The following is a 23,682-nucleotide window of genomic DNA, read 5'->3' as shown; positions in this document are numbered from 1 at the left end:
GCGGATTCCAACCCAACAGCCCCGCGTCACTTCATCATCCCGGCGCGGGGCTGTTGTGAGTCTGGCGTTCTTAGGCACGTCTTCGTGCGCGTTATACATAGGGCCGCGCCGTAACAGTATATGACGCTCGGAATGCCCGCACCCCGTATCCGCGGTCCCGGTCGTACGCTCAAATTCAATCGCAACGCTGCGCAACGAAGGTCTTAAGGTGGCACTGCGTGCTTCGCTGGAGCTGACCCCTTATCGGGCATGGTCTCTAACTCCCGTCGCTTTCGAGATGCGCGCGCATGACGCTCGAGAGTTTTCGCCTGGAGTTCAGGACACAACTGACAATCGGCATAAAAGAACAAGAGACCACCGATCTGGAAGCCAATATAGAGAACCCATGACAACCGAACTAATGCTGATCTTCGTTGTTCTCGGAGCCGTCTTTGTACTGCTGATTTGGGGGCGCATACGGTATGATCTTGTTGCCTTCTCGGCCCTGATCGTCGCCACCGCCATCGGGCTCGTGCCTACCGATGAGATGTTTTCGGGGTTCGGGCATTCCGCCGTCGCGATCATCGCACTTGTCCTCATCTGAGCCGTGGTCTGTCCGCTTCCGGTGCCGTTGAACTTATCGCGGCGCGCCTGATCGATCCCAAGCGACCTCTTCCCCTCCACGTCGCGGTCTTGGCAACGCTTGCGGCCGGATTGTCAGCGATCATCAACAACGTCGCTGCGCTGGCCCTCTTGATGCCACTCGATGTCGAGGCCGCGGAGAAGGCAAAACGAGCGGCTGGCCAAAGCTTGATGCCATTATCCTTCGCGACCATTCTAGGAGGCATGATCACTCTGATCGGCACACCGCCGAACATCGTGATCTCAGAGTATCGTCAGGACGCCCTTGGCGCTCCGTTCGACATGTTTGATTTCGCGCCGGTGGGACTGACCGTCGCCATTGCTGGTATCGCTTTCGTATCCCTTGTCGGCTGGCGGCTCTTGCCGACGCGCACGCAGTTGGCAGGACATCAGGTCGACCTGAATAAGGGGCGCTACGTCGCTGAGCTCCGCATAGGCGATGAGGCCGCCGACGGCGACCTGATGGTGCAGGACCTCTACCCGCAGGCGGAAAATGCGGGCATCAATATTCTCGGCCTCATCCGCAGAGGTCGTCGGCGCCCGGGGCTGGCTCGCAGAGAGGTGTTGCTTCCAGGTGACTTCTTGGTGGTCGAAGGCGAGCCGAAGTCAATCGAGAGCTTCATGGGGCAGGTCAGACTCGATTTTGCGGGATCCGAGAAACATGAGGGCGGGGTCACATCGACGGGACTTGCGCTGGTTGAGGCCATCGTGCCCGACGGCGCGAGGATTCAAAACCGGACGGCCCGCGCCCTGGGCCTTCTGCAACGTCATTCGGTCACGCTGCTTGGCGTCGCACGCAGCGGCAAGAGGTTTCGTGACCGCGTCCGATTGCTGCCGATCCGCAGCGGCGACGTCCTGCTCCTTCTGGGCGACCCTGAACGCGTCGCGGCGGCTACAGAATGGTTGGGCGTCCTGCCGATCGAAGGTCGCAGTACCGAAGTCATTCAGCGAGGAAAGGCAGGGATTTCTGTCGCGATCGGGCTCTACGGCGCGCGACCTTGCTTGCCCGCCAGTTCGAAGCCGCCATCCGGCTCGTCCATGTCGTCGACGACGATCAGCCGCGCCGGCTAGTGGACGCAGGGCGGGACGTGGCCTCGAGGCTTCTGCGCCAGATGGCGTCGACGCTCCGAGATGTTGACGGCGTGGCGTGCGAGACGCGCATAATCCTCGCGTCCCCCTTCGTGGGCATCGTTCAGGCGGTGGCCGACACAGTACCCGACCTTCTTGTCCTCGGGTCGCATCGACGGCAGGTGCTCAGGGACGTGTTTGTCGGAACCACTGCGGAGCGGACGATCCGGTCGGTTGATTGCCCCGTCCTGATGGTGAACGCCACACCGGCCGGGCACTACCGGCATGTGCTGCAGACGACCGATTTATCCGATCCTTCTCGCGACGGCTTGCAAAGGTTTAGGGCCCTCGGCGTAGGCGAGGGAGCCCGCAATTCATTGCTGTACCTGTTCGACGCGCCGGCGCTTCGACTAGCCATGGTGCATACGATGCCTCAGGACGACCAAAAAAAGTATCTCATGGACGAATTGACCGATGCCGCACGTGAACTCGCAGCTTTTTCTGCTTTGGCTGGTTTGCACGATGTTCGTCATCTTGCGCGTTACGAGGCAACGGCGGCGCAACACGAGATTCTGAAAGTAGCCGAAGAAGAACACGCTGACTTGATCGTGTTGTCCACGAACGGCAGGGGCGGGATCGCAAAGGTACTGATTGGCAGCGTCACCGAGCGGGTACTCCGGAACTCATATGTGGACGTCCTCGCCGTCCCGTTGCGGCGACAGAGGTAAAGGGCACGATCTGGACCGCAGTGGAGAACCGTTCAATCTTCGAGGGAAAGCCAGATCCGTCGCGCGATCTTGCGGGGCCCGCGTAGTGCTTCGCGAACGGTCATGAGCCGTTGTTCGATAGGCTGAGAAGCGTTCGGTTTCCCGGACTCGTGGGCCTCAAAGAGCACCTTACGCTTGCCGTCCGCCTCCACAAGAGACCATGTCTCTCGGCGTGATTTGCTGCCTTCATCAATCAACCGATCATGCAACCTCCTGATACGCGTTAGCGATCGGGGAACGTCGTCGCCCTTGTGGCGGCCGTCGCCGGTCATGTCCCAAGCATCGGATTGCCGAAGACCGCTGCGAGGAGATTGGCAACTTGGACCCCGATAAGAAGCATGAAGGCCGCCTCCACGAAAGCCATTGCCCAGATCCTCCTTATAAACATGCCGTCATAGTAGGCCCAGACGAGCGCCACTATGTAGGAAACGCCGTTAAGCTTAAGGTTGGCTTCTGCATCCTCACCGATAAGTAGATAGAGCGCCGTCCCAAGCAGAATGCCGCGCCACACCAACGCGCCGGTGGCAGGTAGCGTACCTGCGTCAATCCCAGTTCTTTGCAGTCGCTCCACGAGCCCGCCCCAAAAGTCTCGTCTTGTTCATGCCTCTTTCTTACCAGATTACATCGATTGACACCACGCCAACGGTGTACTGCGCGGACGAAGGACGTGACCTTCTACTCGGCGACGAAAGCGGGGAGGAAGGCGGCGTTGCCGGAAGTTGGCGCGGATTGGCGATCGCCCTGAACGCACCCGCAAACACGGTATGAGGACACGGCGGCGCCACGGGCACCGCGACGAGATACAAGGGCAGACGTGAGGGGTGATGATCGAGCGAGGCTGCTGCCAGGACACCCGAGCTTCTACCCGGAAATCAAAGTTCGATGATCTGATCGAGACCTGCAAGCGGACTTCATCAGGGCCAGCGGTCAGATGTACCCGCATAAAGGCGGGAGAAATGACCGCAACCTGCTTCGCTCCCCATGCTCACGAGACCCTAGCAACAACGGAACCGTCTTCAAATGACAGTACCCACCGAACGGCTCTTTCCGAGGAGATCGTGTCAGTCGGCAGGGCTTCTGAAATAAGAGATCATTGGACCTTCTGCCCTTCAGCGGCATCGTGGGGATCTACACGAAGCACGGTCAGCACCCGACGCTTACCATCCCTGATCTCCCAGTGAAGCGAGGCACCCTCGGCCAGGCCGATCAGGGCGACCCCGATCGGCGTCAGGATCGAAATCCGGCCGCGCGCGATGTCTGCGTCCTCGGGAAAAACCAGGGTGACCGTCTTCTCCTGACCGGTAGTTTCGTCGCGGTAAGTGACCGCGCGGCCGATTGCCACTACGTAAGGCGGAAGTTTCGCCATTGGAACGATACGGGCACGGACGATCTCGTCGAGCAGCCTGTCGGCGAGGTCTGGGTTTCGCCGGATCGCGCCCTCGGCAAGTGCCTCGAGCCTATCCAGGCAGTTGGCGCCGATGATGATCCTGGGTCGCCGGGCGGTATCGCGTGAGGCGGAGCGTGGTAAGGTCATTGAGTTCTCCTTTCCGGCACCGTTGGCGCGGAATGTGATGTGGGTATGCAGACTACTGAGACCGCCGGTGGCGGATGACGGTCAGCCAGCGTCTTGATCTGACGGCGGGCTCACATCGAGCACGACGAGCACGTCTATACTCCCGTCGTCTCGCAGCAGTGGCACCTTCTGTAGCTTCCGCATCCCGATCAGGGTTGCCCCCAGCAGGGATGCAACGAGAACGTGTCCTGGCAGCGGCACCGGACGCATGGTGAGCACGCCCGAGCGCGATCCCTCGCCGCTGATCATGTAGGTGACCTGGCGTCCAGCCACGACCATCTCGGGCGGGGCCGGTTCCCTTGCGCCGCGCGATATCCGCAGCTTGTGGTGCAGGAGCCCGTTCAGAAGGGGTGGATTTGGCGCATTCCTGGTCTTCAGATGACGCAGCAGGCGCTCGATACCGACGCGGTCGTCAACCGTGAGGTAGAACCCGGTCTCGATAGCAGATGGTTCGAATAGTGATCGAAAGTCACTGCCTGAAGGCAGGTGAGTGATCCTGGTGACGGTCATGATGTATCTCCCGGGGCGACGAAGCCCTCGTTCTCAATTCAAGAATGTGAGAAAGCCCCGGGTGGTGGAAGGCGCACTTATGCGCGGACCACCCGGGGACGCGGGCGGTTCAGAAGCAGAAACCGGAAAAGATTCTCATGCTTGACCATCAGAAGAACGTAAACACTAAGCGTAATTTGTCAATCCCAAAGACTCGAACCTGACATCAATTACATGAGACTTCCAAAACGCCATTCACTTGCACGCGTCGCAAGAAAAAACAGACCGAATTCGTGGCATTCTCCTTATCCGTGATCGGTGCCTTGAGTTCATTTAGCCGTGGCGCCCAGCATCCAGGCGGCCCTCTCGTGGAAGGCTCCCCGCGCTGCCGCGAGATCTGCGGTCACGGGGTCGCCCGCGCACTCGGCGGTCTCGACGAGCGCGCGTAGACGCGCTGCCAGCCGATTGTGACTGAACACAAGACTTTCGACCATTTCGATTGCCGTTACTTCAGTATGTTGCGAACCGACCATTTGTCCGAAAAGTGCTGCCGAACCGATGTGCGCGGGATGGTCCAGTGTCCTTATTCGCTCAGCCATCGCATCCACTGCCGCAAACATATCTGTTACGTGGACTTCGGTCATTCGGCGAACCGAGTAAAATAGCGACCCTGTTACGTTCCAGCGACAAAGCTGAGACTCGAGAACGAGTTGATATGTCTCGACAAGGGCTTCTGCCAGCTTTCGTGCCACAGCTGCTGTATTGTAAACGTTTGGCAGCTCTTTTTCACCCAACTCATGATCAATTCGCATTTGTTTCTCCAGTCATCTACGAACCAGATCTGCAAAGAGACCTGGCCTCTATTTTTAGCCGTGATGCTCTTGGAATGCGGAAAGCTTGCCGCATTCGCGAATTAACGTGCTATTGGATGCGCGGCGGTGACTCCGAACATACCGCCAATGACGCCGTAGGCGATGAAGCTCATCGTGAGCGCGGTTATGGCGGGGTGAGACAGATAGAGCGGTCTCGAACAGTTCGTGGCGGGTCGGCAGGAGGGCTCCACCGGGGCGGCGCGACCACCATCATCTTCCCACCGGGCCAAGGCCTTGGCGCTCGGCTCCACAACCCAGACTTTGTCCTCTGGCTGGAACATTAGCGGAAACAGATCTTCGAAATCTGCTTTGCAGATCATCATTTCTACACTCCATTCGTTCGAACAGCGTTTCCACGCGATGGGAGCGCCCGCTGCTATGCAGTGGCGCTCGCATTGTCCGTGAATGCTAAGTTGCGGGACGGACGCAACGCGTCTCGACGCGCTCCACTTCCGAAGAGACCGGGCGCATGCCCAGCTCGCGATTGGTGAAACCGTCAACGACGCGCGCGATATCGCCTCGCTCTATCCCGATGTCCCGCAGCAGATGGTCGTCCATTCTTTGCAGCGTCGCGAACATCTTGCGGCGCTTCCAGTTGCGGATGGCTGTCCGGAACCAGAGACGTATGGCGCCGGGCCTGCAGACCCCGTCGCGCTGACCGGAGGTGCGAGATCGGGGCAGTGGAGGAGTGTGAGGTTTGAAGATGTAGGTGTGCATGACGTGCTCCGTGACAAGGAGTTACAACCGAGACGCTCGCGCAACGACCGACGGTCCGGCCGCACAGGCGCAAACCGGCCACTTTGGCACGTTCGTCATTCCGACTGATCTGTATGAGATCGAGAAATACCCCGTGGCGCGGACAGGCAAGCGGCCCAGTCCGGCCCGGGGCTACCGGCGGTTCAGTGTGTTTCCTGCGTAAAGCAGGAACCTCGTATGAAGACTGAACTTGGTCATGACTTGCATATCGGCCATCCGGTAATGCTTATCAAGGGCGCGACGCGGCCTGCGACGTTCTGGCGCCATTCCACCAGTGCTTGTGTGTGAGGGTCTTGGCCAATTGCCTTGGAGACCGTCCAATGACCTCACCTTCCGTCACCCGATGACGACGCGACCCCTTCAAGCGTCTTCTCAGAAGAACCGTCGGGTTTGATACGTTTTCGGAGGCCGGTTGGTTTTGGCGTCCTCCGAGACATTTCCTCTCGCAGATAACTATCTTACGTCCGTGGGCAAAAAGCAGGGATGTCGAGGGCGTCCTGGCCAAGGCACTCTGGCGGATTTACATCCGCGTGGTGGTCGTACCGGGGGGCGTGGAACAAAGCTGTGTCACGACTAATGGTGTTCAGCCCATATTGTCGGGGTTGCAGCCCGGACGCGATCTGTAAGTCGGCAAGGCCCAGCCTAGTGCCAGCCCGATGCCTCGGATTGCAAGGGCGGCGACGAATCCTGCGACAGCAGAAACGGGTTCTGTCAGACCCACAACGTCAGCTACAACGAAAGCAACGGCTCCGGCGAGGGCAGCTGTTACGTAGATCTCACGCCGGAGAAGGACCGAGGGTTCATTCGCGAGCACATCGCGAAGAATCCCGCCTAGGGTGCCCGTCAGCGTACCCATGACAATGGCGACGACGGGCGAACCCGTTGCGAGAAGACCCTTATAGGCGCCGAAGACGCAGTAGGCGGACAGCGCGACGGCATCCAGCCACAGAAGCCATCGGTAGCGTGACTCCAAGAGATGCGCCGTGAAATAGATCATCGTGGCCGTGATTCCGCAGACCAGAATGTAGATGGGCTCAATGACCCAGAAAACGCTGACGCCAAGGATGAGGTCTCGAACAGTTCCTCCGCCGACACCAGTAACGGCTGCCAGGAACAGGAAACCGATGATATCGAGCTGTTTACGGGACGCGGAAAGGGCGCCTGTGGCGGCGAATAGACCGACGCCAACGAAATCAAGCACCACCATGGCATTCATCGCTGCACTCCTCGGCAAAAGATGGACATGATGGTTGCCGTCACGAACACTCCCGGAACGATACACCCGATGGAGGAATAGCGGAGACAACTACTTCGTTGCGGCCCACTCTCCAGATTGGCATTCGCCTGGGAGGCCGGCACGAAGTCTCAGCCATCATTCTGCAAGTTACCTGTCCAATCGACAAGACGGCCTGTAAGGATTCTGCGATGCAACGCATGTTCGATCACCTCGGCCGCCACCTTGCGCTCAGGCGCCGACCGCCATTTTCAGTGAGGTTGGGCTCACCGGCTTCGAGAGGAGCAAGCTACCCTCCGGCATCTCACTCGCTGTCGGTTCCCTGCCACCGGAAAGGATGAGGATCCGGCAGTTCGGGAGATGATCGCAGATTCTGAACGCAAGCGTCAGCCTATTCACCGGTCCAGGCATGTCCACGTCGGTCACGACCAAGTCAAAGGTCCCGACATCTTCGAGAATGGCAAGGGCCTGGCCACCATCTCCTGCCTCCCACACCTCGAATCCCTCTCTTTCCAGGGTCCAGGCCATGTCCATACGGATGAGAGACTCGTCCTAGAAGGATTTTCACCTGAACCTCCAGCTCGCCGTGCCACCCTATTGGTCCGTCGACGGATGAGGGAAATGCGACGCTTAGAGCTTGAACAGCCCTGATGTCTCGCGGTTCCCAGATGTGCATTGCAGCCCGGATGGTGCGTCTCAGCGAGGCTCCGGTCTCGGCGAGACCTGCACTACCCGGCCTGGCCTCACGCTTCGTCTGAGAAATGCTCCCGCACGGGTTGCTCCACCGTCATTGCAGATCCGACGCTGAACCTTGAGAGGCTGGATGGCTTCACACCTTGCCAAAGTGGTTGTGCTTGTCTGGGGCCCCTGTATTTTTGGGTGCAAGGTATTTTTCAGCTTCGCTTCTTTCTACTCGGTTCGGTTTGCGTCTGCTCTTCTGCAGCCATTGTGGTCTTACCCAACGCCAGGGGTCGTCATCTTGAAGAAGCTGCACCCGGCAGAGAACGTGCTCGGCGTTCATTGGCCGCCTCCGGGATCTTGGCCGGCCTGGCTCCGGGCTGCTGGACTGATTGTTGCGGCGTCGATCCTCAAGCCTCTGCTCGAGTACGCCGGCGGGGAGCCCCTGCCGCCCTACATTACCTTCTATCCGGCAGTCGTCATCGCGGCCTTCGGCGGCGGGCCGATCGTCGGCGTCGTCACGGCACTCGGAACTGTCGTTGCCGCTTGGGTACTTTACGGATCCGTTCCGCAGGCGCTCGTGAATCTCTCGTCCGAGATGATCTACACGGTCACGTCTGTCTTCTTGGCGTGGTCCGTCGGCCGGGCCCGTCTGGCGTTGGAATTAGCAAGTGCGTTGCGTGAGCGGCAGGAGTATACCGGCGGGAGTCGGTCCACAGGATCAAGAACCTCATCGCGGTCGTTCTCGCGCTGGTTCGGAAGGTCTCGCGTGAAGTCGACAGCGTCGACCAGTTCCGGGATTTCATGACCGCTCGTCTTTATGGCGTTGATGTAGCCCAAAAAGTGCTGGTGCAGGGCGACTGGCAGGCAGCTTCACTTAACACTGTCATCGACACCTCCCTCGCACCTTTTCTGAGTAATCCGGGTCTGACTCTTGATCGCGGACCCGATGCGACGATCCCGGCGGAGGCGGTCGGCGGGCTCGCGATGGCGCTCTACGAACTGTGCACGAACTCGATGAAGTATGGGGCGCTCGCTGAAGGCCGTGGCCCCGTCGTCCTGTCGCGGTCCGTTCATGGTCAGACTGTCGTCCTGGAATGGGAGGAGAGCGCTCCCACTGATCCCGACGCAAGCGAGAGCTTCGGTACGCGTCTCATTCGATCTTCGCTTGTGGGGGTGCGGGGGGGGGGGCGCGTCGAGTATAATGTGGCCGCGGGGCGCGTGCATGCCGAGTTTTCCTGGCCGGACGCCTCCCTCGTGGCCGCGTCACCCTCTGAACGAACGGCCTAGACGAAATTCTCCGGATGAACGGCATCTGCAGCACGGCCAACCTACTAAGCGAGATGTAGATCGCCAGGTGCGACCTTCTGGCTCTTGCCAACGAAGGTTCTTCCTCAAGAATAATGACACGGGCCGGGGAAAGGCTGCGATATCCAACCTTCTATCAGCTTCGGTCAGAATACCTTTAGCGGCTTTTTGGAAAGTTGGCCCGCGCTTTCACGCAGGCCATTGTCTCCATTAGTTCAGGCGCGGACGCGGAGCGCATCCCGAATGTCGATGAGAAGATCCTTTTCGGACGGACCTGTATCGACCGCGGGCGCGACATCGTCGTCCTTCGCTGCCGACGCCTTCACCCGGTTCACCATCTTCACCAGCATGAACACCACCCAGGCAATGATCAGGAAGTTGATGATCGCCGTGATGAACGAACCGTAGGCAAACACGGACGCCCCGGCATCGCGGGCCTGCTGCAGGCTCGCATACTCGCCGGCATCGAGCGTGACGAAAAGGTTAGAGAAGTCGACCCCGCCGGTGAAGAGCCCGATAAGCGGGTTGATCAGGTCGTCGACGAGCGACGTCACGATGGCCGTGAAGGCCGCACCGATGATGATGCCGACAGCCATGTCCATGACATTGCCCTTGGCAATGAAGTCCTTGAACTCCTGTATCATGTTCTCCCTCTCCCTGTGTTCCGACATCGTTCTTGTCCGGGCGCTCCAAGTCTCAGGAACCGCTTTCGAACGCCGACAAGACTGCATCCTCATGCCCACTTGCCGCAATACTATTAAAATACGTTAACAGCTCTTTGGCGTCGCTTACGGCAGGGTGGGGTCGCTTCGCGAACAAAAAAGGGGGAGGATCTCACATCTTCCGTTACTACATCGTCAGCGTGCGATGCACTGCTTCCGCAGCATTCGATGTCTTCGGACAATCGAGATGACCGCGTCCCCTGTCCATTTTGTCTCCATCATAGTTGTGCTACCATTCCTTTGCTCCGTGGGGCACGATCGCGTCGCGGGACGCAAGCGAGCACCCAACCTGAAAGGTTTTGCCATGTCGATTCTCAAACGCGGCCTCAAGGGAGCGCCCGTCAAGCGGCTTCAAACGAAACTTGGCATCGAGGCGGATGGAGACTTCGGCCCAGGTACCGAAAGGGCACTTCGGGACTTTCAAGCGTCGCACGACCTTGCCGTGGACGGTATCGCAGGCCCCGATACTTTCTCCGCCCTAGGACTTCCGGAGCTCGTGCTACTTCGCCGGGGGCTGGGTGGCGCTGCGGTGAAGAAGCTTCAGTCTGCCCTTGGCATCCATGCTGATGGGATATTTGGCGCGGGGACGGAGAAGGCGGTGCGGGAGTTTCAGACCAGGAACGGCTTGGAGGCCGACGGGCTCGCCGGGCCGGAGACACTGACAAAGCTTGATGACTTTGATGAAATGACACCGGAGGTCGCGAAGAAGGCAGCGGTTCAGCCGGGTGAGGAAAAATTCGAAGGCGAGCCCCTGCCTGAAATCAAGGGAGGCGACGCGGTGGCCGGCTCTACCATAGAAGTTCCTGAATCGAAGTCGGTCTGGGGCAAGGTAAAGGGCTGGTTTTCCTGAAATTCAGGCATCGGATCGATGACACGCTGGGCGGACATCGTGCTCGACCGGTGGACCGGAAAAGCACCGCGGCTCAGGTGCGCCTGGCCAGTCCTGAACGCTCATCGGGTCCGATCAGGCTTACGTCGGACGCGCTTGAGGCCGGCGCAACCGACAACACCGTTTGGCGCTCCCTTTGTTGCATTTCTTGCCATGGTTGGTCTGCGACGCCCGCAAAGTGAAGGCGGTCCTCGACACGTTCCCGGGACCGTGCATTAGGTCAAGTGACGGGACCGCCGAGAGCCGTCCTAAGCTGGGCGAGAGTTTTGTGCTCGGCCTCAGAGATTCTCGCGCCACCAAATCCGAGGAAGCCGCCCTCGGTACTTGCCTCGGCCGTCTTGGTTGCCGTGTCGATCAGGAACTTCCTGAACCCCGCCGCATGTTCCGGGACTGTGCGCTCGACCAAGGCCATAATCTCGCCGAGCCGCGAGACGGCGGCGTCCGAGGCCTCCGCTGGACGCTTGCCCTTCACCAACGACTTCAGTCCGTCCGTCGCTGCGGACCGACCTTCCGACGTCGTGTAGGCCTCGGCAACCGCGTGAGCCAACGATCCCTCGCCGCCGTCCTTGGCGGCCAATCTTAGCGATCCGGCCATCGCGGCACTCTCCTGCACCGCGCTGATCAGGCCGCCCGGATCGGCGGCCGTGATCGAGAACCCCGCCAACATCGGGGCTTCGAGGACGCGTGACCAGTCGTCACTCGAAAATCTGTCCTTCAAAGTCATTCTGATTCGTCCTGTGATTTTGATCTCGTCAGTCGTCGAGAACGAAGGTCACCATCATGTTGACTTGATACTCGATGACTCCTCCGTCTTCGACGCGGACCTGCTGTTCCTTTACCCAGGCCGAACGAACGCCACGAAGGGTTTCGGATGCTCGTTTGATGCCCACACGAACGGCATCCTCAAATCCCGTCGTCGATGTCGCGGATATCTCGGTTACGCGTGCAACGCTCATTCTCATTCTCCCTTGCTGTCGGAGCGGCCCCGGTCTGCGGAGCTCGCCTATTACCTCCACGCCGACTTTCAGCTGGCGGTTGGGGGGGCGTCGTCAGATCCAAGTAATTTCCTACGGTCCTGGTAGGAATTTCGGCCGCCTTCTCGTAGCGGTGCTCAGATGTAAGCAAGAGACCTAGGGCAGTAAGTCAGAAATACAATGCTCGACATGCAACACGCATGCCCAGCGGCTCATTCTGAAGGGCTCCCGACGTCACGAGGTGCTGAGGGATAATCGTCAGGAGAGAAAAGTCACCGATGAACCTTGTTGAGTGTTGTGCTCCTGTGCTGAAGTTCCGCCTCTGCCCCCAGTCTATATGACCAGAACGATAGATCCCAATAAGGATTCTTGATCTTGATCGAATTCATGCGGATCTTTGACTCTCGTAGAATTGGAGGGAAATCGTTGAGGGTGTCAAAGTCTGCAACGTTCGGCAACTTCGTCCCGCAGGGGAGACGTACATGCCTAACAATATTTCGCCTGTCTGATGTAACGCCTCGCCTCTTGCGTACTTCCGATACCGGCCGCCGGAGTGCCGCGGACAATAACGCGGCAACGAGCAACAGGAGGCGCATCGGGCCTTAGCCCTTAGCGAACATGAATTTGGCTCGGCGAGGTCAGAATGATCTGAGGCTTGCCTTTATACACTTGCACCTCGCCCTCAATCACGATCGTCCGTCCCTCCAGCGCGAAAACGTCTGGGAACTGATCTGCGTGGTCCCGGAAGATCACGCCATAGAAGACGTGATTTGGAAACCTGCCGCCGAAGTTGATGAAGGTTGTGCCGCCGCCGCTGCGCGATACCTGGCTGACTTCGCCCTCGATAGTCGAATGGACGCCAACGTAGTGTCCGGCGTCTTTGGGGCGGACGTTCTCAGCATGGGCTGAAGTGGCAACCATCAAAGCGATGCCTAGCGATACGAGGGCGATACGAAACATGCTGATCTCCTGAAGCTCCAGACTCAGGGTTCGAGTAGCTCATCGATTTGACGAGAGTGAGGCCGAAGCAGGACGATGGAAGCAGCCATGCATTGCCGCACCAGCAAGCAGCGCTGTTCCCCGTGCTCTAGAGGCTGTGCACATTACCAATTCTGCGTCTCGGATGGACAGATGGGACAGAAGGGACACGAGAATTCGTTTGTCCCTCACGCGCGCGCACGAAAGACCTAATGGATTCTTCTGTCTCATCTGTCCCACGTGTCCCCTTTCCTTCATCTGTTCGCCCAAAGCGGCCGCCTCCGCGCCCCTACGACCCTGACGCGGCCATGTCGTCTTCAGACCTGTTTGTCGGCCGGCCAATCCAGGCTCGATTTTGCGCGGATGTTGGGTAGTGTGTCTTCGACGAAGGGAGTTAGACGCATGAGCACCGTTACGAAGGTCGTGATCTTGACCGCCTTCATGGTTAGCAGCGCGCAGTCGGCCTTCACGGACACGACCGGCATGTGCCTCAACATGGCTGGAATGACAGACGAGCGATGCGCCTGCGCGACGGAGGCTCTGGCTGGCGAAGTCGAAGCGGACGCCCTGAACCTCTATGACGCCGTGGGGACGCGTTACCTGGAGAAGCTGTCATCGGGCCAAGCCATGGTGGAGGCATGGGACGGGGCAATTGCAGAGACAGCCTCCGAACGTGGCATGGACCGACGTGCCCTGCTGAAGACAACGAACGACATCGGGAAGGCGCACAGGACCGCGATCCTGGGCTGCGACTGAGCGGCCTCGGAGGATGGGTCGGAATTCACTCGTCGAACACTGGAGACGCCTTCACGGGCCCGTCCATCCGGACGACATGCACGTGCTCGCCAACCTGCCTCACAGCTTCAATGTCGACTACCCGCCTCCTGCCTTCATCGGGGATATCGTCAATGCGCCGGTCGTTCTGCTGGATGCCAATTGTGCATACGACCCCACGTTGACACCGTCTGGGTTTTCCAATCGTGAAGCCTACGTGCGGTTCGTCCAGTTGCTTCACGAGCCCTGTCCCGTCGAGCCCGCGTCCATCGCGCCATATTACGGGAAGCGGAACTACCGCTCGCTCATCGCCTCTGGTCGACTGGCCGTGGTGAATGCGGTGCCGTATCGTTCCCGAGGCATCTCTCGCGAGCCGGAGAACCGGCGCATCGCCGAGCGGCTGCCCTCGACGCAGGTGCATCGAGATTGGCTTCGCAACGAATTGATTCCCGCGGCTGCCAGAGGAGAGCGGCTTGTCGTGGTGCACCGGACCTCGCTCTGGAAGATCTCCAGGCGCGAGGATGACCTGCCGAACGTCGTGTTCACGCCCAACCCTCGTTCGCCGGACCTGAGCCGCTGGGTACTCGAGAGGATGTCTGTCGTCCGGACCTCCTGACGCGCGCATTGTGAGCGGTATCGCCAGACCGCCGCGCCGTAAGCCGCTTTCAACCTTTCGGGCGGCATGTCGTCCCGTGTCGCCACTTGTCATTTAATCTGATATTTTCAATGACTTGAGCCTCGCGATATACTGGCCCGGACAGGCAACCTATTTCCCGGGGCGGGGCATGGCAGGACAGAGACAACTCCACGGCGCGACGGCGGTCGCACAGAGGCCGGTCGAGAGCCTCATCCCTTACGCGCGGAATGCCCGTACCCACTCCGAGGCGCAGGTTGCCCTCATCGCAGGCTCCATCCGCGAGTTCGCTTCAACCGGTGCTCATCGACGGCGCGAGCGGCATCATCGCGGGCCATAGTCGGGTGCTGGCTGCGCGGAAGCTCGGGCTGAGCGAGGTCCCTGTGATCGAGCTCACCAACCTTTCGGAGGCTGAGAAGCGGGGCCTACGTTCTCGCCGACAACCGGCTTGCGGAACAGGCCGGCTGGGACCGGGAGCTCCTGGCGCTCGAATTGGGGGACCTCGGCGACCTCGGCATCGACATAGGCGACCTCGGCTTCGACGGGGCAGAGCTCGACGCGCTCCTGAACCACGGCGCCCCTAACGCGAGGGAGGAAGCAACGCCGGAGGTGCCGGAGGTTCCCGTCTCCCGTCCGGGCGACCTCTGGATGCTGGGGAAGCACAGGCTCATCTGCGGCGATGCCACGGACAGGGCCACGGTCGAGCGTCTCCTCGACGGCGTGCGGCCGCATCTCATGGCCACGGATCCTCCCTTTGGCGTGAACTACGACCCCGACTGGCGCAACCGTGCCGGGGCCTCGGAGACCAGGCGCACGGGGAAGGTCCTGAACGACCACAGGGCCGACTGGCGGGAAGCCTGGGCGCTCTTCCCCGGCGAGGTGGCCTATGTGTGGCACGGCGCGCTGCATGCCGGCACGGTGGCCGACAGCCTCCTCGCCTGCGACTTCGAGATCCGGAGCCAGATCATCTGGGCCAAGGAGCGGCACGTTCTCTCCCGGGGACACTACCACTGGCAGCACGAGACCTGCTGGTACGCCGTGCGTGGCAAAGGCCACTGGAGCGGGGACCGGACGCAGTCGACTCTTTGGTCCATACCCAGCCGGGACCAGGACGCTGCCACCATCCATGGGACGCAGAAGCCGGTGGAGTGCATGCGCCGCCCGATGCTGAACAACTCGTCACCGGGCCAGGCGGTCTACGAGCCCTTCTCCGGGTCGGGAACCTCGATCATCGCCGCGGAGAGCTACCATCCTTGGCGTCATCGCGTTGATCGCAGGCGTCTTCGCCTTTGGAGATCTGTCGTCTGCCTCAGCGCCGGAGGCCACAGCCGTCTTTTTGGTGTTCTTCATCGCAGCAGGCACCGCCTTCATGGCTCACTTTCTGATGGGTCGTGACGGCGAGAAGATCGATGTCGAACCTGACGTCCTGACGCCCTTCGCCCTCAAGGTCGTCTTGAAGCGTATTATGAACGGCATCAGCATAAGATTTCGGAGGTAGAACAGCCGAAGCCGGCGAATTTCCGCACGCTCGACTGCTTCTTTGCTCGGAGGCGAGGTCCGAGAGTTCAGGCCCGGGCGAATTCCACCGCTGTCCGCTCGCCGAGTTGCTTATCTCACCGCTCTGACGGGCTCAGCGGAAGCGTTCACCCACAAGCAAGTTGGGAACAAGGACATACTCTTTTTGAGGGGTCGTGCACCAAGTTGATCCCACGCAGACTCGGTCTACCCTTCGCGACAGTTGTACGATCGTAAATTGTTTTTCGGACGGCCCAATCTCCCCCGGGGCCGGGCCGTCCGGTTCCCAAGGTCCATAAAAAAAGACCTCCGAAGCTTCCTATCGACTGTGCAATCTGAACCTGAAATTCCCCGTTCAGCGAGCGACGGCAGTACCGTGGCTAACGATCCGGTCTGGCTGTAATTGTCGCCACCACACCTTCGGGCCTGAAGTCGAGCGCGACCGAGTCCGGCGGGGGTAGTGCGCCCTGCGACGGGAGTGTGAAGTCGAAGCCGCGCTTTTCCGGCTCCTGAACGGGAGGACCGTCAAGCTCCCGCCACTCCATGCAAAGGAGGTTCTCCTTCACATCCCAGGTTAGAACCACACGCCCATCCGTCGTGGATAGCGCACCGTGCTTCAGTGCGTTCGTCGCCAGTTCGTGAATGACCAGCGCGATGCCGGTGAACGCGGCATCGGTAAGGTCGGTGTCCGGCCATTCGCCTCAAACGGATCGTGACCGTCGCTGCGAAAGGGCGTGAGCGACCGCTCGACAAGATCACATAACCGCAGGCTGTCGCCTCGCTCTCCAAACATGAGCTCTGTCGACATCGTAAGGGCGCGAACGCGGCCCAGGTAGCTGTCGAGCTTCGCATCTCCGCGCCAGGTTTGTCGCGCGAATATTCCTGCCATATTTGCCATGTCTTGAGACGATGACGCAACTCCTGGGTCATCGTGACCAGCCGTCGCTCCGCTCGAGCCTCCTCGGTGGCATCGAAAAGAACACCGATCACCCGCTGCCGGCTCGAGTTCAGCATGGGCGTTTGCGCCAGGGCAGCACGCAAGACGTAGGTGACCTCGCCCCTGCCGGGTACGATGTAGCGGACCCTTGTCTGCAAGCTGGTTTCGCCGCGGGCGCGCGCGGCGGCGCCCTCGGCTTCCAGTCGCTCGCGTTCTCCTGGAGCGTATCGTGAGCGCAGTTCGTCGAGAGAAGGGCTTGCGTCTTCGGGGAAGCCGAGCAGACGGTTCAACTCCGGCGAATGCGCAACCACACCGGCTTCGAGGTCGAGATCCCAGACCGCCATCTCCGCGGCATCAATCGCAAGCCGCAGCCGCTCCTCGCTTGCGGCAAGCGACTGCCGGGTCAGTTCCCGACCAGTGATATCCTGAACGGACCCGGCGTAAAGCACCGCTCTGGCGTTGCTTCCTTCGCCATCGAACTGAGCGATGCCGCGGCCGCGAAGCCAACGCAGTTCGCCGGTGTCGAGACGTCTGACACGATACACATAATGCTCGTTTGCACGGACACCGGGATCCATTGCACGTCGCGCCGCAGACAGGACCACATCGAGATCGTCCGGATGTATCGAGCCATGCACCATCTCCCGGGTCACTGGACCCTCTTGTGGAAAACTGAAGATCGACCGGGCGATGTCCGAGTAGGCGAGGCGGTCGTCACCAACATGCAGTTCCCAGACACCGATACCTGCCGCTCGACAGGCAAGCTCGTACTGGTCAGCATCGTCGAGTGAAACGGGGCGGTCGACTGTCTGTTCCATCGGTTCCAAGCAAGTTAGGAGGAGCGTCACGGGCAGATACGACAAGAGTTCAGCCATTCTGCAAGCGACGATCTTTTGTCCAGTAGCAGCCGTCCGATCTTGAGCCGACTGTGTCGGCGGTCCATCCTTCGCTACGGAGGCGCCTCCAGACCCTCCGACGCTCGGTGGGCTAGCCACTCTCAGTTTCGCGGAGACTGAGGCGCTTGCTGAAAGCTGGAACGGCGTGACGTTCAGGTAAGAATATGGCCAGAAAGATTTAAACTCCGGCATCACCGCTCGATACAGATCGCGGACCAGACTTGGTCAGATGCAGCGGGATATATTGGACGTGCTGTCGAAGTATCCTCGCACAGAAATCCACGAGAACGCTCACATGTTTGTGGGCAACCTCGCACGCTCCTCAGACGTGGTCGAAGCTCTGGGAGGCGAACCGACGCCAGCCAAGCACGCAAGCGTATCGAGGGCGCTCGCGCGTCTGGTGGATCGCGGTCTCGTCACAGCCTACAGAGGCGGTCTGTACGGTGCGGGCAAGGGGTTCCGGTATGCATTGCGTACAAAAGACGACAGCGAGCCCGGCTGAGACCTTGGCCGAGGCACTCGGGTTGGGGCGCAAGACGGAGTTGGAGACAGGCCTTGCGCCCCGGTCCGAACGGGTCAATTCGGAACAGCAGTCTGTCACTGATGGCGCTCCGCGGCGGGAATTAGGCGCAATACTGGCAACAATACGGCTGAGCGGAATACCTCTAAAGCCTTGCTCGCTCAAGTTTTAGTTCTAGTATCTTCTCCGGGACGACACTGCGCTCTCCTGTCCCCCGGGCGATGCCTCGTCACGCAAATTTGGTGGGGCGCCGCCCGGCTCGTGCAAAGGAAGGTATCCATTCCTGAGTGTTGCGGCTGCTACTGCTCCGCGAAACCCTGATCCTTAATGACAGTAACCCGTCATGAGCGGAGGTCATCGGGCGCGATTAATCCGCCTCTCGGCTCAATCTCGCCGGCCGATTTGCACCCGCTGATGAGCGGTCTAGCTAAATCCTCAAGACATCCCTGTCTGGCCGGGCGGCTCGCTTTTAATACATATCAGCCCGCTTTGTGCTGAGCCGCCCGGACGAAATCCCAATCTCCCGCATCGCGTGAGGGCGACTCGGCCGCGTGATTAGGTACGTTCTCGTTAGGCGCGACACCGTCCAGTTCTTGCACCTGGCACGTTCCAGTGACGAAACAAGCTGTTTCCGCGCCGAGCGGTACGACCTAATTGACCAGCGTCTCGGGAAAGTTAGCGTCCGTCTTGGCGGAAGAGTGTTCCGCCTTGTCAGGCGGCTCTGTGGCAAGAGACTCAACGCGGAGCCGCCTGACAGTTACCGTTCATATGATGAGTGGGTGCTTTCTTGCCTATGTCGATGATCGGCGGGGCCGCTGCGCTAAGTCAGCACAGGAGGGTCTTCATCACCCTCATCGCCGGGCGGTGTTGCACGCATTTCGAGCTCCATCGTGGATACCGTCCGGCACCCTCACTTGCGCGGCGTCAAGATGTGCCAAGCTAAAGCGCGAAGTCCTTAAGCCCTTTCCCCGATGCCAGACCTTCGGCGATCCATGCAGGCCGACGTCCGCGTCCCGTCCAGGTCACCGCCGGGTTCTCAGGGTGACGGTACTTTGGTGGCAGCGCGGATTTCGCTTTGGGCGACTTCGACCGTGATCTCTTGGTTAGATCCGAAAGGCTGAAACCATAGTTCCTCGCCGCCTCATTCGCCGCTTTCAACGCATCTGTTCGCCGAGCCTTCTCGGCGTCTGCAATGGCCTGGTCCACATTATCACTTAGCTTCGTGAGTTCCGTCAGCGTCATTTTCTCGAGGTCAGGAGTTTTCGCCATGATGATGTCCTTGTTGTCCCAGCAACGACGATACAGCGCCATTCATGGCTTATCAATTGGAGCTAAGTTCTCGCCGATCGGACGATCTTCAGGTCCTTCTGCGGCTGTGACCCGAGACCCGACTCTCCCCCGGCCATTCGGAGAATCCGCAGGTTGATTTCTGGGGCTACGCGGCGCGCATTTCCAGCCCCTTCATTGCCATGAACTCGGCCGGGGTCATGTTCCCGAGCCCGGAGTGTGGGCGGTGGTGGTTGTAATCGTCTTGCCAGGAGCGGATCTGCTGCCGGGCCTCGCCGAGGGTCGAGAACAGCGTCTCGTTCAACAGCTCATCCCGGAAGCGGCCGTTGAAGCTCTCCACGAAGCCGTTCTGCATGGGTTTCCCGGGCGCAATGTAGTGCCACTCGACGCCGGTGCGCTGGCACCAGGACAGGATCGCCATCGAGGTCAGCTCCGTGCCGTTGTCGCTCACTACCATGGCGGGGTGCCCCCGCCGGGCGATCACGGCATCGAGTTCTCGGACAACGCGGTGGCCGGACAGCGACGTGTCCGCCACCAGCGCCAGGCACTCGCGGCTGTAGTCGTCGATCACGGACAGAACCCGGAACCTTCGCCCGTCCGTCAGCGCGTCGCTGACGAAGTCCAGGCTCCAGCGGATGTTGGGTGCGTCCGGCAGCAGCATCGGTCGGCGCGTGCCGAGGGCGCGCTTCCGGCCGCCCCGGCGGCGCACCTGGAGCTTCTCCTCGCGGTAGAGGCGCCTGAGCTTCTTGAGGTTCATCACGATCCCCTGTCTTTCCAGCATGATGTGGATGCGCCTGTAGCCGAAACGGCGCCGCTCGGTCGCAACAGCCTTCATCGCCGCCCGCGCCTCGGCATCATCCGGGCGCACGCTGCGATAGCGCACGCTCGACCGATCCACGGCCAGGGCCTGGCACGCCCGGCGTTCGCTCACCCCGTGGATCGCCACGACATGCGCCACCGCCTCCCGCTTCACACCGGGCGCTACCATTTTTTTGCCGCGACATCCTTCAGGATGGCGTTGTCGAGCATCGCCTCAGCCAGAAGCTTCTTCAGCTTGCCGTTCTCGTCCTCGAGCGCCCTCAGCCGCCGGGCGTCGGACACCTCGAGCCCGCCATACTTCGCCTTGTATTTGTAGAACGTCGCCGAGCTGACCCCGTGCTTCCGGCAGACATCAGCCGTAGGCATCCCGGCCTCCTGCTCCTTCAACATCGCGATGATCTGCTCTTCCGTGAACCTTGATCGCTTCATCGTCCGTCTCCTTGGTGGAGCGGATTCTACTCCAAACTGGAGGAGGATGCGGGGCTCAGGTCAGCTGCAACAGACCTGCCTCGCCGTTCCCGAACACTTCGGCATAGGTGCATATAGTCTCGCGACAGAGGCACGGCAGTCTGCTCTTTCGAGAGCTGCAATTGGAAGACAGCCTGGCGCCCATGCCGAAAGGCCATTTCATTGGCGGCGAGGTAGAACTGCCACATCGGGAAGAACCGCTCCTTCTTTCGCCGATCTTCAACTGAGCCGTTCCGCTATCTTCACCCAAGGAGGAACGATCGCCTTTTCGTCGTTCCAAGACATTTCCTTTCCGCCCAAGTTTAAGGCAGAGAGCCGGAGTCGTTCATCGCCCAGCTGGAGTGTTCGGTTGCGAACCTGGTATCATCATCTCTACCCGGCGCTCCCGGCGTTCCACGTCCGAGAGCAGTTGAGAGCGGGCATCGGCGCGATGCTCGGGATCAGCCTTTGCGCCCTGTTGGTGAGCGTTGGAGTGGCACTCGGCGCGTTATCTCTGCATCTCCTAGCGCCGCTCGGAGCGACGGCTGTGCTGGTCTTCTGCGTCCCGAACTCGCCCCTTGCACAACCGTGGTCGGCGATCGTCGGCAACATGACTGCGGCGCTCGTCGCACTGCTGGCGGTCCAAATAGTTCCCGGTCCCTGGTCGACTGGCGTCGCGGTCGGCGCCGCTATCATCGCCGTGATGTTTGTGCGGGCCCTACATCCGCCCGGAGGCGCCGTGGCGCTCCTGACTGCCCTCGATCCGGCGCCGACCCTGCAAGCGGGCCTGCTCTTCGCCCTGTTACCGGTGGGGTCGGCCACGGCCCTGCTGGTTCTCGCTGCCGTGCTCTACAACCGGGCGACGGGTCGGGTTTATCCCTTCCGCCAGCCGGATACGGGCGACGCAGGAGAACTTGGCCTGAGGCTGGGATTGTCGAACGAGCAACTCGGCGCGCTACTCGATCGATTCAACCAGACCACTAACCTTGGCGTAGCGGACTTGGGCAGGTTGCTGGCTGCGGCCGAAGCAGAGGCGGCACAGCATCGCTTCGACGGCACGACCTGCGCCGATATCATGACGACCGACCTGATCACCGTGCGGCCCCACACGACGCTCCCGGAGGCCGCCCGGATCTTTCGCAGCCACGCCATCAAGAGTCTGCCGGTAGTTGACGGCGACATGACGCTTCGCGGTCTCGTCCTTCAGGCTGATCTCCTAGAAGTGGTCGCGGCCCAGGACCGTCCCCTGACCTGGAGAGCCCGGACGACGTCCAGAGCGGTGTCCAGCGTCATGCGTCCGGCCGACCGCGCGGTCCGCCATGACCTGCCGGTGGGCGCTCTGCTCAACCGGCTCGCGGCGCAAGGAAGCGAGGTTATTCCGGTGCAGCAGGATGACCGGCTTGTCGGCATTCTGACACGCTCGGACATTATTCGGCTCTTGTTGCGCGGAGCAGATGAGCGCGCGGCTGCCTAGCGAACCCTCTTCAATTCCCGCTCACAAGTTTTAGAACGTCCTCACTGCACCGCATGCGGCACAAAAATTTGCAACCGGATAAGGGACAGGAATCACACGTCGCCCGGCATCGTTGGCAAGGCCGGGTTGAGCCGCGGGTGAGTTTCCTCACCGAGCCAGAAGAGCAGACCGCCCGAGACGAACATCGAGATCGCGACGAACCAGAAGGCGGCCTCGGCTCCACCTGTCAGGCTCGCGGAGAGGCCTAGGCCGAGCGCACCGATGGCATAGCCGAGATCGCGCCAGAAGCGGTAGATGCCGATGGCCGATCCGCGCCATGCAGGTGGAGTGATGTCGGCCACCGCCGCTGAGAGGTTCGGATAAAGGAGTGCCATGCCGAAACCCGCGACGCCTGCCGAGACCGACCACCACGGCGCGCCCGTCCCCAGCACCACCATTGCCACGCCCACGCCGCATATCCACATGCCCAGCACGTTGGGCCAGAACCGCCCGACGTGGTCCGAGAGCCGCCCGGTGAAGAGCTGCGAGCCGCCCCAGACAAGACCGTAGGTCCCCACGATCCAGCCGACGTCGGTGAGGCTGGCGCCTTGGGCTACGAGGAAGACCGGGAACAGCGCCCAGACGAGCGCATCTACAAATTTTTCCACCAGACCCGCCTGGCAGATGGCGAAGAGGCGGCGGTCGCGCCAGGTCATCACCGCGAAGACCTCGCCCGTGCCAGGATGATCGGAGACGCCCTCGGGATAGCGTGGCAAGAATTTCGGCGGTGCGGCTCTGTGCGCAGCGGTTTCTGCCTTGGCCCAGGGGAGCGTATCCCTCACCCAGACAACGGTGAGAAGCAGCGCGAGCAAGACGACGGCCATGCCGAAGATCAAGAGCCCGACGCGCGGTCCAAGCCAGGCTGCCGCATAGGCGGTCAAGATGCCCGCGACCGCGACGCCGACATAACCGGAGAACTCGTTCAGCCCCATCGTCAACCCGCGTTCATCGGCGCGTGTGATGTCGAGCTTCGCGGTCTGCGTCATCGACCAGCAGAGACCCTGGTTAATCCCGAGGAGCACGGTCGCGGCGACGATCCAGTTCCAGTCTGGCGCATACCAGATCATCAGCGGAATGGGCAGCGCCACGACCCAACCCCAGAAAAGGACGCGTTTGCGCCCGATGCGCTCTGACCAGCGCCCGGCGACAAAATTCATCACCGCCTTCATCGCGCCGAAGGCCACCACGAAGGAAGCGAGCAGCAGGAACGAGCCGCGCTCTAGCCCGAACTCGCTTTCGGCCAATGCCGGGACCACCGTGCGGGTCATGCCGATGGCAAAGCCCACGAGCATCACCTGGATCAGCTGGTGCGTGACTTGGCCCGCGTTTTCTCGGAGGCCATGCTGAAGATCGGTTGCGGTCATTCCGCAGGCTCCTTGGAGGTAAGCCGTGGATCAAAGCGGGCCGCAGC

Annotated in this window: 26 protein-coding genes and 1 pseudogene; 10 read left to right on the top strand and 17 right to left on the bottom strand. The window is 60.7% G+C overall.

Annotation, left to right across the window (positions count from 1 at the left end):
* The first annotated feature begins 385 nt into the window (after positions 1-385).
* The 3 genes from EF888_RS22345 to EF888_RS17075 are packed head-to-tail and all read left to right on the top strand — an operon-like array spanning position 386 to position 2,417.
* The gene (locus tag EF888_RS22345; protein ID WP_241239715.1) at positions 386-583 is read left to right on the top strand and encodes a hypothetical protein; all 198 of its coding nucleotides are present in this window, start codon (positions 386-388) and stop codon (positions 581-583) included.
* Complete coding sequence (locus EF888_RS17080; RefSeq protein WP_338143067.1) at positions 580-1,692, top strand: SLC13 family permease; 1,113 nt, start codon at positions 580-582, stop codon at positions 1,690-1,692. Before EF888_RS22345 ends, EF888_RS17080 begins: the two co-directional genes overlap by 4 nt.
* Positions 1,620-2,417 carry a universal stress protein gene (locus EF888_RS17075; protein WP_109759651.1) on the top strand — a complete coding sequence of 266 codons (798 nt, stop codon included), beginning with the start codon at positions 1,620-1,622 and terminating at the stop codon, positions 2,415-2,417. The genes EF888_RS17080 and EF888_RS17075 overlap by 73 nt, the downstream gene beginning before the upstream one ends.
* A gap of 32 nt (positions 2,418-2,449) precedes the next feature.
* Here the strand turns inward: EF888_RS17075 and EF888_RS17070 are convergent, their stop codons facing one another.
* The 9 genes from EF888_RS17070 to EF888_RS17030 all read right to left on the bottom strand — a co-directional run bounded on the left by EF888_RS17070 (position 2,450) and on the right by EF888_RS17030 (position 7,908).
* Positions 2,450-2,728 carry a hypothetical protein gene (locus EF888_RS17070; RefSeq protein WP_126918606.1) on the bottom strand — a complete coding sequence of 93 codons (279 nt, stop codon included), beginning with the start codon at positions 2,726-2,728 and terminating at the stop codon, positions 2,450-2,452.
* Positions 2,725-2,967: a hypothetical protein gene (locus EF888_RS17065; RefSeq protein WP_146203000.1), complete on the bottom strand. Its 243-nt coding sequence runs from the start codon at positions 2,965-2,967 to the stop codon at positions 2,725-2,727. The genes EF888_RS17070 and EF888_RS17065 overlap by 4 nt, the downstream gene beginning before the upstream one ends.
* Positions 2,968-3,546: 579 nt before the next feature.
* Complete coding sequence (gene rnk / locus EF888_RS17060; RefSeq protein WP_109759653.1) at positions 3,547-3,990, bottom strand: nucleoside diphosphate kinase regulator; 444 nt, start codon at positions 3,988-3,990, stop codon at positions 3,547-3,549.
* Positions 3,991-4,071: 81 nt separating this feature from the next.
* The gene (locus tag EF888_RS17055) at positions 4,072-4,539 is read right to left on the bottom strand and encodes a hypothetical protein (RefSeq protein ID WP_109759654.1); all 468 of its coding nucleotides are present in this window, start codon (positions 4,537-4,539) and stop codon (positions 4,072-4,074) included.
* Positions 4,540-4,847: 308 nt separating this feature from the next.
* Positions 4,848-5,330, bottom strand: a complete 483-nt coding sequence (locus EF888_RS17050; RefSeq protein ID WP_109759655.1) for a Dps family protein — start codon at positions 5,328-5,330, stop codon at positions 4,848-4,850.
* Between the two features lie 101 nt (positions 5,331-5,431).
* On the bottom strand, positions 5,432-5,713 hold the full coding sequence (locus EF888_RS17045) for a hypothetical protein (RefSeq protein ID WP_109759656.1): 282 nt from the start codon (positions 5,711-5,713) through the stop codon (positions 5,432-5,434).
* A gap of 85 nt (positions 5,714-5,798) precedes the next feature.
* Complete coding sequence (locus EF888_RS17040) at positions 5,799-6,107, bottom strand: DUF1127 domain-containing protein (protein WP_109759657.1); 309 nt, start codon at positions 6,105-6,107, stop codon at positions 5,799-5,801.
* Between the two features lie 622 nt (positions 6,108-6,729).
* Positions 6,730-7,362, bottom strand: a complete 633-nt coding sequence (locus tag EF888_RS17035; protein WP_109759658.1) for a trimeric intracellular cation channel family protein — start codon at positions 7,360-7,362, stop codon at positions 6,730-6,732.
* Between the two features lie 249 nt (positions 7,363-7,611).
* Positions 7,612-7,908: a response regulator gene (locus EF888_RS17030; protein ID WP_164721744.1), complete on the bottom strand. Its 297-nt coding sequence runs from the start codon at positions 7,906-7,908 to the stop codon at positions 7,612-7,614.
* Positions 7,909-8,359: 451 nt separating this feature from the next.
* Between EF888_RS17030 and EF888_RS17025 the strand changes: the two genes are divergently transcribed.
* Both EF888_RS17025 and EF888_RS17020 read left to right on the top strand, forming a co-directional pair.
* Entirely contained in the window at positions 8,360-8,866 is a 507-nt protein-coding gene (locus tag EF888_RS17025) for a hypothetical protein (RefSeq protein WP_126918605.1), read from the top strand.
* Positions 8,779-9,348 (top strand): HWE histidine kinase domain-containing protein, encoded by a 570-nt coding sequence (locus EF888_RS17020; RefSeq protein WP_109759661.1) that lies wholly within the window; start codon positions 8,779-8,781, stop codon positions 9,346-9,348. Before EF888_RS17025 ends, EF888_RS17020 begins: the two co-directional genes overlap by 88 nt.
* 233 nt (positions 9,349-9,581) lie before the next feature.
* On the opposite strand, the gene mscL is transcribed toward EF888_RS17020, so the two are convergent.
* Complete coding sequence (gene mscL / locus EF888_RS17015) at positions 9,582-10,010, bottom strand: large conductance mechanosensitive channel protein MscL (protein ID WP_109759662.1); 429 nt, start codon at positions 10,008-10,010, stop codon at positions 9,582-9,584.
* Positions 10,011-10,392: 382 nt separating this feature from the next.
* Between mscL and EF888_RS17010 the strand changes: the two genes are divergently transcribed.
* Complete coding sequence (locus EF888_RS17010) at positions 10,393-10,938, top strand: peptidoglycan-binding domain-containing protein (protein ID WP_109759663.1); 546 nt, start codon at positions 10,393-10,395, stop codon at positions 10,936-10,938.
* Positions 10,939-11,197: 259 nt separating this feature from the next.
* Here EF888_RS17010 and EF888_RS17005 read toward each other — a convergent pair whose 3' ends face one another.
* The 3 genes from EF888_RS17005 to EF888_RS16995 form a co-directional block, all read right to left on the bottom strand.
* Entirely contained in the window at positions 11,198-11,701 is a 504-nt protein-coding gene (locus tag EF888_RS17005; RefSeq protein WP_109759664.1) for a hypothetical protein, read from the bottom strand.
* A gap of 28 nt (positions 11,702-11,729) precedes the next feature.
* A complete protein-coding gene (locus tag EF888_RS17000) occupies positions 11,730-11,933 on the bottom strand; it encodes a dodecin family protein (protein WP_109759665.1) in 204 nt (67 codons plus the stop codon).
* A 627-nt stretch (positions 11,934-12,560) separates the two neighbouring features.
* Complete coding sequence (locus tag EF888_RS16995) at positions 12,561-12,911, bottom strand: OB-fold nucleic acid binding domain-containing protein (RefSeq protein WP_109759666.1); 351 nt, start codon at positions 12,909-12,911, stop codon at positions 12,561-12,563.
* A 420-nt stretch (positions 12,912-13,331) separates the two neighbouring features.
* Here EF888_RS16995 and EF888_RS16990 point away from each other — a divergent pair, with 420 nt between their 5' ends.
* The 3 genes and pseudogenes from EF888_RS16990 to EF888_RS16980 all read left to right on the top strand — a co-directional run.
* The gene (locus tag EF888_RS16990) at positions 13,332-13,685 is read left to right on the top strand and encodes a hypothetical protein (RefSeq protein ID WP_109759667.1); all 354 of its coding nucleotides are present in this window, start codon (positions 13,332-13,334) and stop codon (positions 13,683-13,685) included.
* A 76-nt stretch (positions 13,686-13,761) separates the two neighbouring features.
* Positions 13,762-14,319: a hypothetical protein gene (locus EF888_RS16985; RefSeq protein ID WP_109759668.1), complete on the top strand. Its 558-nt coding sequence runs from the start codon at positions 13,762-13,764 to the stop codon at positions 14,317-14,319.
* A gap of 169 nt (positions 14,320-14,488) precedes the next feature.
* Positions 14,489-15,582 (top strand): annotated as a pseudogene (locus EF888_RS16980) (site-specific DNA-methyltransferase); the annotation flags it as partial.
* A 795-nt stretch (positions 15,583-16,377) separates the two neighbouring features.
* Here EF888_RS16980 and EF888_RS16970 read toward each other — a convergent pair.
* The 3 genes from EF888_RS16970 to EF888_RS16960 form a co-directional block, all read right to left on the bottom strand.
* Entirely contained in the window at positions 16,378-17,607 is a 1,230-nt protein-coding gene (locus tag EF888_RS16970; protein ID WP_126918603.1) for a PAS domain-containing protein, read from the bottom strand.
* Between the two features lie 1,537 nt (positions 17,608-19,144).
* Positions 19,145-19,516 carry an H-NS histone family protein gene (locus EF888_RS16965; protein WP_241239714.1) on the bottom strand — a complete coding sequence of 124 codons (372 nt, stop codon included), beginning with the start codon at positions 19,514-19,516 and terminating at the stop codon, positions 19,145-19,147.
* Positions 19,517-19,640: 124 nt separating this feature from the next.
* A protein-coding gene (locus EF888_RS16960) for an IS3 family transposase (RefSeq protein WP_109761272.1) occupies positions 19,641-20,740 on the bottom strand; the annotation gives its coding sequence in 2 pieces (ribosomal slippage) (positions 19,641-20,491 and positions 20,491-20,740; 1,101 coding nt in all).
* Here EF888_RS16960 and EF888_RS16950 point away from each other — a divergent pair.
* A complete protein-coding gene (locus tag EF888_RS16950; RefSeq protein ID WP_338143036.1) occupies positions 20,706-22,232 on the top strand; it encodes an HPP family protein in 1,527 nt (508 codons plus the stop codon). The genes EF888_RS16960 and EF888_RS16950 overlap by 35 nt on opposite strands.
* Before the next feature lie 92 nt (positions 22,233-22,324).
* Here EF888_RS16950 and EF888_RS16945 read toward each other — a convergent pair whose 3' ends face one another.
* Positions 22,325-23,635, bottom strand: coding sequence for an MFS transporter (locus tag EF888_RS16945; protein WP_109761259.1), 1,311 nt, complete (start codon positions 23,633-23,635; stop codon positions 22,325-22,327).
* Between the last annotated feature and the right edge of the window lie 47 nt (positions 23,636-23,682).

Origin of the sequence: Silicimonas algicola, from assembly GCF_003970735.1 — a bacterium.
GTDB classification, from domain to species: Bacteria; Pseudomonadota; Alphaproteobacteria; order Rhodobacterales; family Rhodobacteraceae; genus Silicimonas; species Silicimonas algicola.
Note: the sequence above shows the minus strand (reverse complement) of the source record. Positions and strands in the feature narration are given on the sequence as shown.

Excerpts from the sequence above, each read along its gene's own strand:
- EF888_RS22345 (WP_241239715.1), top strand. The coding sequence starts at position 386 with ATGACAACCGAACTAATGCTGATCTTCGTTGTTCTCGGAGCCGTCTTT.
- EF888_RS17070 (WP_126918606.1), bottom strand. The coding sequence starts at position 2,728 with ATGACCGGCGACGGCCGCCACAAGGGCGACGACGTTCCCCGATCGCTA.
- rnk (WP_109759653.1), bottom strand. The coding sequence starts at position 3,990 with ATGACCTTACCACGCTCCGCCTCACGCGATACCGCCCGGCGACCCAGG.
- EF888_RS17055 (WP_109759654.1), bottom strand. The coding sequence starts at position 4,539 with ATGACCGTCACCAGGATCACTCACCTGCCTTCAGGCAGTGACTTTCGA.
- EF888_RS17050 (WP_109759655.1), bottom strand. The coding sequence starts at position 5,330 with ATGCGAATTGATCATGAGTTGGGTGAAAAAGAGCTGCCAAACGTTTAC.
- EF888_RS17045 (WP_109759656.1), bottom strand. The coding sequence starts at position 5,713 with ATGATGATCTGCAAAGCAGATTTCGAAGATCTGTTTCCGCTAATGTTC.
- EF888_RS17040 (WP_109759657.1), bottom strand. The coding sequence starts at position 6,107 with ATGCACACCTACATCTTCAAACCTCACACTCCTCCACTGCCCCGATCT.
- EF888_RS17035 (WP_109759658.1), bottom strand. The coding sequence starts at position 7,362 with ATGAATGCCATGGTGGTGCTTGATTTCGTTGGCGTCGGTCTATTCGCC.
- EF888_RS17030 (WP_164721744.1), bottom strand. The coding sequence starts at position 7,908 with ATGGCCTGGACCCTGGAAAGAGAGGGATTCGAGGTGTGGGAGGCAGGA.
- mscL (WP_109759662.1), bottom strand. The coding sequence starts at position 10,010 with ATGATACAGGAGTTCAAGGACTTCATTGCCAAGGGCAATGTCATGGAC.
- EF888_RS17010 (WP_109759663.1), top strand. The coding sequence starts at position 10,393 with ATGTCGATTCTCAAACGCGGCCTCAAGGGAGCGCCCGTCAAGCGGCTT.
- EF888_RS17005 (WP_109759664.1), bottom strand. The coding sequence starts at position 11,701 with ATGACTTTGAAGGACAGATTTTCGAGTGACGACTGGTCACGCGTCCTC.
- EF888_RS17000 (WP_109759665.1), bottom strand. The coding sequence starts at position 11,933 with ATGAGCGTTGCACGCGTAACCGAGATATCCGCGACATCGACGACGGGA.
- EF888_RS16995 (WP_109759666.1), bottom strand. The coding sequence starts at position 12,911 with ATGTTTCGTATCGCCCTCGTATCGCTAGGCATCGCTTTGATGGTTGCC.
- EF888_RS16990 (WP_109759667.1), top strand. The coding sequence starts at position 13,332 with ATGAGCACCGTTACGAAGGTCGTGATCTTGACCGCCTTCATGGTTAGC.
- EF888_RS16985 (WP_109759668.1), top strand. The coding sequence starts at position 13,762 with ATGCACGTGCTCGCCAACCTGCCTCACAGCTTCAATGTCGACTACCCG.
- EF888_RS16970 (WP_126918603.1), bottom strand. The coding sequence starts at position 17,607 with ATGGAACAGACAGTCGACCGCCCCGTTTCACTCGACGATGCTGACCAG.
- EF888_RS16965 (WP_241239714.1), bottom strand. The coding sequence starts at position 19,516 with ATGGCGCTGTATCGTCGTTGCTGGGACAACAAGGACATCATCATGGCG.
- EF888_RS16950 (WP_338143036.1), top strand. The coding sequence starts at position 20,706 with ATGATCTGCTCTTCCGTGAACCTTGATCGCTTCATCGTCCGTCTCCTT.
- EF888_RS16945 (WP_109761259.1), bottom strand. The coding sequence starts at position 23,635 with ATGACCGCAACCGATCTTCAGCATGGCCTCCGAGAAAACGCGGGCCAA.